The 10,555-nt window shown below is 72.9% G+C and carries 11 protein-coding genes; all 11 read left to right on the top strand.

Features of this window, described 5'->3' with window-relative positions; genetic code table 11:
* Positions 1 to 11: 11 nt before the first annotated feature.
* The 11 genes from LTT61_RS28855 to LTT61_RS28905 all read left to right on the top strand — a co-directional run bounded on the left by LTT61_RS28855 (position 12) and on the right by LTT61_RS28905 (position 10,543).
* Positions 12 to 170 carry a hypothetical protein gene (locus tag LTT61_RS28855; protein WP_233017157.1) on the top strand — a complete coding sequence of 53 codons (159 nt, stop codon included), beginning with the start codon at positions 12 to 14 and terminating at the stop codon, positions 168 to 170.
* Between the two features lie 34 nt (positions 171 to 204).
* Positions 205 to 546 carry a hypothetical protein gene (locus LTT61_RS28860; RefSeq protein WP_233017158.1) on the top strand — a complete coding sequence of 114 codons (342 nt, stop codon included), beginning with the start codon at positions 205 to 207 and terminating at the stop codon, positions 544 to 546.
* Between the two features lie 136 nt (positions 547 to 682).
* The gene (locus LTT61_RS28865) at positions 683 to 1,648 is read left to right on the top strand and encodes an acyl-CoA desaturase (protein WP_233017159.1); all 966 of its coding nucleotides are present in this window, start codon (positions 683 to 685) and stop codon (positions 1,646 to 1,648) included.
* Between the two features lie 15 nt (positions 1,649 to 1,663).
* Positions 1,664 to 1,912 carry an acyl carrier protein gene (locus tag LTT61_RS28870; protein ID WP_233017160.1) on the top strand — a complete coding sequence of 83 codons (249 nt, stop codon included), beginning with the start codon at positions 1,664 to 1,666 and terminating at the stop codon, positions 1,910 to 1,912.
* Between the two features lie 71 nt (positions 1,913 to 1,983).
* Complete coding sequence (locus LTT61_RS28875; protein ID WP_233017161.1) at positions 1,984 to 2,880, top strand: SAM-dependent methyltransferase; 897 nt, start codon at positions 1,984 to 1,986, stop codon at positions 2,878 to 2,880.
* The gene (locus LTT61_RS28880; protein ID WP_233017162.1) at positions 2,877 to 4,100 is read left to right on the top strand and encodes a cytochrome P450; all 1,224 of its coding nucleotides are present in this window, start codon (positions 2,877 to 2,879) and stop codon (positions 4,098 to 4,100) included. Before LTT61_RS28875 ends, LTT61_RS28880 begins: the two co-directional genes overlap by 4 nt.
* 12 nt (positions 4,101 to 4,112) lie before the next feature.
* On the top strand, positions 4,113 to 5,828 hold the full coding sequence (locus tag LTT61_RS28885) for a fatty acyl-AMP ligase (RefSeq protein ID WP_233017163.1): 1,716 nt from the start codon (positions 4,113 to 4,115) through the stop codon (positions 5,826 to 5,828).
* Positions 5,829 to 5,959: 131 nt separating this feature from the next.
* Positions 5,960 to 6,904, top strand: coding sequence for a LysR family transcriptional regulator (locus LTT61_RS28890; RefSeq protein ID WP_233017164.1), 945 nt, complete (start codon positions 5,960 to 5,962; stop codon positions 6,902 to 6,904).
* Positions 6,905 to 6,979: 75 nt separating this feature from the next.
* Complete coding sequence (locus tag LTT61_RS28895; protein WP_233017165.1) at positions 6,980 to 8,656, top strand: AMP-dependent synthetase/ligase; 1,677 nt, start codon at positions 6,980 to 6,982, stop codon at positions 8,654 to 8,656.
* A 37-nt stretch (positions 8,657 to 8,693) separates the two neighbouring features.
* Positions 8,694 to 9,944: an NAD(P)/FAD-dependent oxidoreductase gene (locus LTT61_RS28900; RefSeq protein ID WP_233017166.1), complete on the top strand. Its 1,251-nt coding sequence runs from the start codon at positions 8,694 to 8,696 to the stop codon at positions 9,942 to 9,944.
* Positions 9,941 to 10,543, top strand: a complete 603-nt coding sequence (locus LTT61_RS28905) for an SGNH/GDSL hydrolase family protein (protein WP_233017167.1) — start codon at positions 9,941 to 9,943, stop codon at positions 10,541 to 10,543. Before LTT61_RS28900 ends, LTT61_RS28905 begins: the two co-directional genes overlap by 4 nt.
* Positions 10,544 to 10,555: the final 12 nt, after the last annotated feature.

The following is a 10,555-nucleotide window of genomic DNA, read 5'->3' on the forward strand; positions in this document are numbered from 1 at the left end:
GGGGGGACGAGGTGTTCCGCGCGCTCGCCGAGCCGCGCAGGCGCTCGGGGACCAGGCGGCTGTATCGGGCCGAGCCGAGCGGGGGCGAGCAGGCCAGGCCGGCGCCGGCGGGGATCTGGTCCTCCGCGCTGACCAGGGCCGCGGAACTGGCCGAGGAGGATCCCGCATGACAACGCTCGTCGCGCCCGGCAACCGGTGCCGCCGGTGACCGCGCCGGAGGAGGACGCCCGCGTCCTGCCGCTGACCCGCCCGCCGATCCGGCGCAGCGTGCTGGTCCGCGCCGGCCGCGCCCGCACCTGGGCGGTCTTTGTGGGCCGGATGGCCGAGTGGTGGCGGCTCGACCCGTTCTCGGCGGGGAAGGCGCGGGTCCGCGACGTCACCGTGCAGGCGCGGGTCGGCGGCACCGCCGCCGGGCACGCGGACCGCGACCGCCTGCTCTGGGAGCACGGCCGGCTCAACTGCGACCTGCGCGAGCAGGGGCTGCTCGCGATCACGCCGCGCATGGCATCCCCGGCGACGCGCTGCCCTGACCCTCGCGATACGTGAGAATGATCGACCGATCAGCAGTTCTTCTCGGCCCCGCCCCCCGGCCGCCCGCACGCATACGCTCGGATCCGTTCGAGCCGAATCCTCGCTCCGGCAGCGGGATTCGGCATTCCCGACCCGTCGTGAGGGAGCCGCCATGTCCGGCGAGGACGCACCCCGGCGCGCCGCCCCGAGGAAACTCGCGGTGGACAGCCCCTACCTGCACCGCCTGCAGCGCCGCCACTTCCTGCTCTTCGACGTGGCGCCGATCTTCGGCACCGTGGCCGCGCTCGCCTTCGTGGCGGTGCACCCGATCGGGATCACCGAGATCGCGCTGCTGGTCGGCGGCTGGGCGGCCACCGGGCTGGCGATCACCGTCGGCTACCACCGGCTCTTCACCCACCGGACGTTCGAAGCGGCGCCGTCGGTGCAGGTGGTGCTTGCCGTGCTCGGCTCGATGGCGGGGCAGGGTGGCGTGCTCTCCTGGGTCGCCATCCACCGCAGGCACCACGAGAACGCCGACCGCGACGGCGACCCGCACTCGCCCAACCTCTCCGGCGGCGGGTTCCGCGGCCGGGCCCGCGGGCTGCTGCACTCGCACTTCCTCTGGATGCGCCGCCACGAGTACCCGAACATCGTGCACTACGCCCCGGACCTGCTGAAGAACCGCCTGCTGCTGAAGGTTTCGCGGTATTACCACTGGTGGGTCGCGCTCGGGATGGCGATTCCGGCGGTGATCGGCGGGCTGGTGTACCAGAGCTGGACCGGGGCGGTGAGCGGGCTGCTGTGGGGCGGGCTGGTGCGGATGTTCGTGCTGGAGCACATCATCTGGGCCATCAACTCCTTCCTGCACATGTTCGGCACCAGGCCGTACCGAGCACGCGGCAACAGCCGCAACGGTGGCGTCTTCGCGCTGCTTTCGTTCGGCGAGTCCTGGCACAACAACCACCACGCCTTCCCGGACTCGCCCTCCTTCGGGCTGCAGTGGTACCGGCTCGACCCCGGCTACTGGCTGATCTGCCTGCTCGCCGCCGCCGGGCTGGCCAGGGACGTCGAGGTGCCGTCCCGGGACCGGCTGGAAGCACGGCGCCTCCGCCCCGCCGCCGACGCGGCCACCCCCTGAGAACGGATGACGACCATGGACCGCACGGAGATCATCACCTGGAGCCGCGGCTACCTCGCCGAGGCGCTCGGCGTGCCGCCCGAGAGTATCGACCCCGCCGCCGATTTCGACCGCATCGGGGTGGACTCGGTCGTCGCGGTGGCGCTGCTCATGGAGATCGAGCAGCGCTACGGCGTCGATATCCCGCCGGACGAGCTGTTCGACGAGCCGACCCTCGACGCTGTCGCGGGCTACCTGGTCGAACGAGCCGGGCAGGTGGCATGAGCGAGTCAGGCCCGGAGGCGGTAGCGGAGCGTAGCCACGGAGGGCCCTCGCTCAGGCCGAATGGATACAGCATGAGCGCTTCGGTCTCTACTGCGCGGGCCGAGTCGGCGGCCGCGGCCGTCCGGCACCACTACGACGTCGGCAACGAGTTCTACGCGCTCTGGCTCGACCCCTCGCTCACCTACTCCTGCGCCATGCCCGCCACCCCGGCCGACACCCTGGCGGCGGCCCAGCAGCGCAAGCTCAGCTACCACCTGGACGCGGTCCGCGCGCACGACGCCGGCGAGCTGCTCGACATCGGCTGCGGCTGGGGCGCGCTGCTCGCCGTGGCCGCGAGCGAGGGCGTCGCGCGGCTGACCGGGCTCACCCTCGCCGAGGAGCAGGCCGCGCACGTGCGCGCGCTCGACCTGCCCGGCACCGAGATCGCGGTACGGAACTGGCTGCACCACGAGCCGGAGCGCCCCGTCGACGGCATCGTCTCGATCGGCGCCTTCGAGCACTTCGCCACCCCGGCGGACAGCCCGGCCGAGAAGATCCGGATCTACCGCACCTTCTTCGAGCGCTGCCGGAGCTGGCTGCGCCCCGGCGGTGCGCTCTCGCTGCAGACCATCGCCTACGCCAACATGGCGCGCGACCAGGCCAGCACCTTCATCCAGCGGGACATCTTCCCGGACGCCGACCTGCCGACCCTCGCCGAGATCACCGCGGCCGCCGACGGCCTGTTCGAGGTGCGCACGGTGCGCAACGACCGCCTGGACTACGCCTGGACCTGCGAGCAGTGGGCCACCCGGCTCAAGCGCCGCCGCGCCGAGGCGGTCGCGCTCATCGGTCCCGAGATCACCAAGCGGTACGAGCGCTACCTGCGGCTCTCCGCGCTCGGGTTCCGGATGGGCAAGATCGGGCTGCTGCGCATCGTGCTCGAGCCCTACCGCAGCGGCCACTTCAGCGGAGGCGGGGCCGGGCGGTGACCGCGGCCCCGGTGCGGTTCAACCCGTTCACCGACGAGTTCCGCGCGGACCCGTACCCGATGTACGCCGCGCTGCGCGAGCACGCCCCGGTGCACCGCACCATGGGCATGTGGGTACTCACCCGCCACGCCGACGTGCGCGCGGTGCTGCGCGACCGCGACTTCGGCGTCGACGTCATCCCGCTCGCCCTGCGCCGCCAGGCCGCCCGGCTCGGCGTCGGCGACACCGAGCGGATCGACCGCCTCGGGCTGAAATCGCTGGTCTTCACCGAGAACCCGGACCACGCCCGGCTGCGCGCCCTGGTCAACCGGGTCTTCACCGCCTCCGCCGCCGCCCGGCTTCGCCCCCGCGTCACCGCGCTCGCCGAGCGGCTCATCCGGGACGCCTGGCGCGACGGCGAGACCGAACTCATGGGCTCCTTCGCCGGGCAACTCCCTGTCCTCGCGCTCTGCGACTGGCTGGGGCTGCCCGAGCAGCTGCACCCGCTGGTCGGCGGCTGGACCCACGACATCCGCTTCCTGCTCGAACCCGGCCTCATGACCGCGGCCGACTTCGCCAGGGTGCGCACCGTGGTCGACACCTTCACCGCCGAACTGCGCGCGGTGATCGACCGCCGCCGCGCCGAACCGGGCGACGACCTGATCAGCCTGCTGCTCGCGAGCCGCACCGGAGCAGGCGACCGGCTCTCCGACGAGGAGCTGGCCACCATCGGCATCATGTGCTTCGTCGCAGGCGTCGAGACCACCAAGTCGCTCATCGGCAATGCCGTGCTCGCGCTCACCGCGCACCCCGCCGCCCAGGACCGGCTGCGCGCCGACCCGGCGCGCAGCGCCGCCGCGGTGGCCGAGACCCTGCGCTACGACAGCCCGCTGCAGCACACCAAGCGCGTCGCCCGCCGGTCCGTACCGCTCGGCGACCGGGTGCTCCGCGCGGGCGACCAGGTGCTGCTCTGCCTCGGCGCCGCCAACCGCGACCCGGCGGCCTTCCCCGAGCCGGACACCTTCGACCTCACCAGGGCGCCAACCGCCCACCTGGCCTTCGGCCACGGCCTGCACGGCTGCCTCGGCGCCCCGCTGGCCGAGCTCCAGGCCCGCATCGCGCTGGACTGCCTGCTCCGGCTGCCGGGCAGGCTGGTGCGCGCGGGCGAGCCGGAGTGGCAAGACCACAGCTTCATCGTGCGCGGCCCGCGGCGGCTGCCGCTCGCCGTCGAGACCGTCTGAGGGAGAAACACCGTGCTGCTGCCGGATGTCCTGCGCGAGCGTGCCCGCACCGCACCGGCGGCCACCGCCTACGTCTTCCTGGACGAGCACGGCGCGGAGACCGCCGCGCTCACCTACGCCGGGCTCGACCTGCGCGCCCGCGCGATCGCGGCCCGGCTGGCCGCGGTGACCCGTCCGGGCGACCGCGCGCTGCTCGTCTTCCCGTCCGGGCTCGACTTCGTCGCCGCCTTCTTCGCCTGCCTGTACGCCGGGGTGATCGCGGTGCCGGTGATCCCGCCGCGCCGCGGCCGGGCGCACCCCGCCACGCACGGCATCGTCGCCGGCTGCGACCCCGCCGTCCTGCTGACCGCGGGCGCGCTGGAGGCCGACCTGCCGGTCCCGCAGCGGATCGCGGTGGACGAGGTGCCCGCCGACGGCCCTGCCCTCGACCCGAAGCCGTGCGCCCCCGACGACCCGGCGTTCCTGCAGTACACCTCCGGCTCCACCGGCGCACCCAAGGGCGTGGTGGTGACGCACCGCAACCTGAGCGCCAACCAGGAGATGATCCGCGCCGCCTTCGGCCACGACGAGCACTCCACCTTCGTCGGCTGGGCCCCGCTCTACCACGACCAGGGGCTGATCGGGAACCTGCTGCAACCCCTGTACCTGGGCGCGCCCTGCGTCTTGATGGCGCCGCTCACCTTCATCCGCCGCCCGCTGCTCTGGCTCACCGCTGTTTCCCGCTACCGCGCGCACACCAGCGGCGGCCCCAACTTCGCCTTCGACGCCTGCGTGCGCCACGCCGAGCGGTCCGGCGTCCCGGCCGGACTCGACCTGAGCAGCTGGCGGGTCGCCTTCAACGGCGCCGAGCCGATCCGCGCCGAGACCCTGCGCCGCTTCGCCGCGACCTTCGCCCCGCACGGCTTCGACCCGGGCGCGCTCTACCCCTGCTACGGCCTCGCCGAGGCGACGTTGCTGGTCAGCGGCGGCATTCCCGGCCGGGGCGCGCGGGAACTGCGCGCCGATATCGCGGAGCTCGGCGCGGGCACGCTGCGCGCGGCGGCGCCGGGGGAGCCCGCGCGGCTGCTGGTCGGCTCCGGGCGGCCCGCGCCCGGCGTCGACATCCGGATCGTGGACCCGGAGTCGGGGGAGCCGTGCCCGCCGGGGCGGATCGGCGAGCTTCGCCTCGCGGGGGCGAACGTCGCGGCGGGGTACTGGCGCGACCCGGACGGCACCGCCGCCGTCTTCGGCGGTCGGCGTGGTGCCGGAGACGGCGAGCAGCTCGACGCCGCGGCCGGTCTGCGCACCGGCGACCTCGGGCAGTTCGTCGACGGCGAGCTGTACGTCACCGGCAGGCACAGGGACCTGCTCATCGTCCGCGGCCGCAACCACTACCCGCACGACCTCGAACACACCGCCCAGGCCGCGCACCCGGCGGCGCGCGCGGGCGGCACCGCCGCCTTCGCCGCGGGCGCCGACGACCACCCGGTCCTCGTGCAGGAGATCGAGCGCGGCACCGAGGCGGCGGCGGCCGAGATCGCGGGCGCCATCCGCTCCGCCCTGCTGCGCGACCACGACCTGGCCCTCGCCGAGCTGGTGCTGACCGTGCCCGGCGCCCTCCCCAAAACGAGCAGCGGCAAGATCATGCGCGGCGCCGCGCGTGCGCACCACCTCGGTGCCGGCTTCGAGCGGTGGGGTGCCCCGCCGCTCGAACCGGGCCGCCGGATGAACCTTGGGCCAATTCACTAGCACGGCCCCCCGGGCTTCGTCGTGAGTTAACCCCCGCGCCATGAGCCCGGCTCCCGTACGGCCGGGCAGGTTCATCTGCGGTTACCTCTCGCCGCTAGCGTTTTTCCTACGCGGAAGAAGGGGCCGGCGTCATGGAGATCCGTCATCTGGTTTCATTCATCACGATCGCCGAAGAACTGCATTTCGGTCGCGCAGCGCAGCGCTTGCATCTGACCCAGCCGAGTCTCAGCGCCCAGCTGCAGAAGCTGGAGAAATCGCTGGGGGTCCAGCTGGTCGCCCGGAACTCGCACGAGGTCAAGCTGACCCCGGCCGGGCGGGAGTTCGAGGCACAGGCACGTTTGGTGGTGGCCCAGCTGGACCGGGCCGCCGAGGCGGCCAAGGCCACCGCCGCGGGCCGCTCCGGGCGGCTCGACGTGGGGTACAACCTCCCGGCCAGCAGGCACGTCCTCCCGGAGGCACTGGCCAGGATGACCGACCGGCACCCGGACATCGAGGTCTCGCTCTGGGAGAAACGCACCGGCCCGCAGCTGCAGGCGCTGGCCGACGGCGCGCTCGACATCGGCATGGTCTACGGCCACCCCACCTCGCCGGAGTTCAGGTACCGGCGGCTGCTGCACCGGGTGCCGCTGGTGGCGGTGGTCGGCCGCAGGCACCGCTGGGCCGAGCGCCCCGGCGTTCCCTTCGCCGAGCTGGCCGGGCAGGACTGCGTGCTCTTCGCCAGGGAGCAGTGTCCGGCCATGTACGACTCGATCTTCCGGGCCGCCGCGCAGAACGAGATCTCGCTCGCGGTCACGCACACCGCCGACGATCCCGGCGCCACCGCGCACATGGTGTCGGTGCGCCCGCTGGTCGGCTTCGCCTCGCTGCCGCGCGCCATCTCGATGGGCATGGGCGGGCCGGGCAACGGCTCGGTGGCGGTGAAACTCTTCGACCCGGTTCCCACTCTGGATTTGTACGCGGTGTGGCGGGCGAACGAATCGAAACCGGCCGTGGAGATGTTCCTGGATTGCCTGGATTTCCCCGATCCGGTGCACATCGAGAGTGCCGCCGCCGTTCCGACCCGCGCGGTTGGATAGGCGATGACATTCGCGCGGTAGGAACAGCTGCCGCGGCCGGATATCGGTTCGTGATTCCCCGGAGAATTCTGTGGTGTGAACACAGTTTCGGTGGCCGAGAACGGTTTCGACATAGCGGATACCGAGGGTTTGCACTCGGTGATCTCGGGTGCCGCGCTGCGGCATCCGGAGCGGCTCGCACTGGGCGGCGCGGACGGCACCCGGTTCACGAGCGCCGAGCTCGACCGCCGGGTGCGGGCGCTGGCCTCGGCGCTGCTGAGCCGCGGGGTGGCGCCGGGTGACCGGGTCGCGATCCTGGGCCGCACCACGGTGGAGTGGGCACTGCTGGACTTCGCGGCGCTGGCGATCGGCGCGGTGGTCGTCACCGTCTACCCGACCTCGTCGCAGGCGCAGATCGAGCACATCCTGTCCGACAGCGGCAGCGCGCACTTCGCCGCCGAGTCCGACGCCGACGCCGAGCGGCTGCGCGCCGCGGGCGCCGACCGGGTGTGGCTCTTCGCCGAGGTGCGGGAGTGGTCGACCGGCGCCGCGGCGCCGGGGCTGGACCGGGTGCTCGGCGCGGTGCGCGCCGCCGACCCGGCCATGATCGTCTACACCAGCGGCACCACCGGCGTCGCCAAGGGCTGCGTCATCACGCACCGCAACATGTTCGTCTCCGCCGCGAACACCGTGCGCCGCACCGAGACCCTGTTCGAGGGCGGCACCACCGTGCTCGCGCTCCCGCTGGCCCACGTCTTCGGCCAGACCATGCTCTTCGCCTGCGTCTTCGGCGGCAGCGGCACGCACCTGCTTCCCGCCATCCCGGAGCTGGTCCCCGCGCTGCCGGTGCTGCGCCCGACCTTCCTTCCGATGATCCCGTACGGCCTGGAGAAGATCCGCAAGTACTGCCGCACCCTGCTCGCCGCCGGCGAGGAGGAGGCCGCCGTCGAGCGCGGCATCGCGCTGCTGCGGGCGGGGCAGGTCCCGGAGCCCGGCGAGCACGCGGTGTACGCCGCGCTCGGCGGCAGGCTGCGCGCGGTGATCTCCGGCGGCGCCTCGCTGGACGAGTCCACCCAGGGCTTCTACGCCGGGTTCGGGGTGCAGCTGCTGAACTGCTACGGCCTCACCGAGGCCGCCACCGCGGTCACCGTGAACGCGCCGCGGAGCAACCGCTTCGGCACCGTCGGGCGGCCCATCCCGGCCACCGAGGTCGGCATCGCCCCCGACGGCGAGGTGCTGGTCCGCGGCGCGCACGTCTCGCCCGGGTACTGGGGCGCGGCGGCCGGGCAGCCGATGGCCGACGCCGATGGCTGGCTGCGCACCGGCGACCTCGGCGAGCTGGACGCCGAGGGCTACCTCACCATCACCGGCCGCCGCAAGGAGATCCTGGTGACCTCCGGCGGCAAGAACGTCGCGCCGACCCCGCTGGAGGACCGGGTGCGGCTGCACCCGCTGGTCAGCAACTGCATGGTGGTCGGCGACGGCCGCGACTTCGTCACCGCGCTGGTGACGCTCGACCCGGACCAGCTCGCCCGCCGCCGCACCGCCGATCCCGCGCTCGATCCCGACGCCGAGATCGAATCCGCGGTGGCCGAGGCGAATTCCCTCGTCTCCCGCGCGGAATCCATCCGCGCATTCCGGATCGTGGACGGCGATTTCACCGTCGAGGAAGGGCTGCTCACTTCCTCCCGGAAACTTCGCCGGGCCGCGATCGAAAAGGCGTACGCGGCCGATATCGCCGCGCTCTACGCACCGCGCAGCGTCGCGCGCTAGCCCCTTTTCATTCACCGATCGGAAAGTGAAGCGAAATATGTACGACGTCATCGTTGTCGGTACCCGGGTTGCCGGATCGCCGCTGGCCATGCTCCTCGCCCGCCAGGGGTACCGCGTCCTCGCCGTCGACCGGGCCACCTTTCCCAGCGACACCCCGTCGACCCACTACGTCCACCAGGCCGGGCTCGGTTTCCTGAAGTCGTGGGGGCTGCTCGACCGGGTCGTCGAGACCGGAGTCCCGCCGATCCGGAACCTGAACTTCTCCTACACCGACATCGTCATCAAGGGCTTCGCCCGCACCGCGCCGGACGGCATCGACGCGGTCTACTGCCCGCGCCGCACCGCGCTCGACACCGTCCTGGTCGAGGCCGCCGGTGAGGCGGGCGTCGAGCTGATCCAGGGCTTCACCGTGAGCGGGCTGGTCTTCGACGGTGATCGCGTCGTCGGCATCCGCGGCAGCGAGGCGGGCGGGACCGAGAAGGAGTTCCGGGCCGGGCTCGTGGTCGGCGCGGACGGCGCCAACTCCACCGTCGCCAAGGCGGTCGGCGCCGAGACCTACGAGGGCTCCGCCGCCGCGTGCTTCATCTACTACTCGTACTACGACGGCCTCGACTGGGGCATGCAGCACCGCACCGGCTTCGGCGAGCAGCAGTTCGCCGGCTGGCCCACCAACGACGACCAGACCCTGGTCGCGGTGATGCGCAAGCGCGACCGGTTCCGCGAGTTCCGCCAGGATCCCGACGCGGGCGTGCAGGAGATCGTGAGCCAGGTCGACCCCGAACTGGGCGAGCTGCTGCGCGACAAGGGCACCAGGGCCGAGCCGTTCCGCCCGATGCTCTACCCGGACAACTACCGCAGGACGTCCTACGGTCCGGGCTGGGCCCTGGTCGGCGACGCCGGCTACCACAAGGACCCCTTCACCGGCTGGGGCATCACCGACGCCTTCAAGTACGCCCAGCTGCTGTCGGAGAAGATTCACCAGGGGCTCTCCGGCGAGCGCCCGCTGGACGAGGCGCTCGCCGAGTACCAGACCGAGCGGGACGCGCAGAGCGCGAGCACCTTCGAGCTCACGCTCGCCATCTCCGAGCTGAGCCTGACCCCGTACTACGACTCGGTGTTCCGGGCGACCAGCATGGACGCCGAGTACATCAAGAACTTCTTCGGGCTGATCGCGGGCATCTACCCGCCGGAGAAGTACTTCGGCGAGGAGGAGCTGGCCGCGCTCTACGAGAAGGTGAACTTCCCGCTGGAGGCGCGGCACGTGAGCAAGAGCGGGGTCACCGCATGAGCGCCGCACTCGTCGCGCTCGGCGACAGCTTCGTGGAGGGGCGCGGCGACGACGCGCCCGGCGGCGGGTACCGGGGCTGGGTGCCCCGGCTCGGCGGCCAGCTCGGGCTGCGCCCGGCCACGGTCCGCAACCTCGGCGAGCACGGCGCAACCACCGGCGCCGTGGTCGAGCACCAGCTGCCCCGGGCGTTCGCCGCCCGCGCCGGGCTCTACGGCGTGGTCTGCGGGGTGAACGACCTGGTCAGCGATTTCCACCCGGTCCGGTTCGAGCGCAACCTGCGCACCCTGTTCAGCACGCTGCGGGCGAGCGGCGCCACCGTGGTCACCGCGAACTACCCGGACATCCCGGCCCGGCTCCCGGTGCCGACCGGTATGCGCGCGCTGCTGCGCGAGCGCTTCGCCTTCGCCAACGCGGTGCTCGGCGAGGTCACCGGTGACACCGGCGCGCTGCTGCTCGACCTGGCGGGCGACCCGGCCTGGGAGCGGCCCGAGATGTGGACCGCCGACGGGCTGCACCCGGCCCCGCTCGGCCACCACACCTTCGCCGTCGCCGCCGCCGGCGCCATCGCCGACCGCACCGCGACCACCGTCGCCGCCTGACCACCCGCCCGG

The organism is Nocardia asteroides (assembly GCF_021183625.1).
Taxonomy (GTDB): domain Bacteria; phylum Actinomycetota; class Actinomycetes; order Mycobacteriales; family Mycobacteriaceae; genus Nocardia; species Nocardia asteroides_A.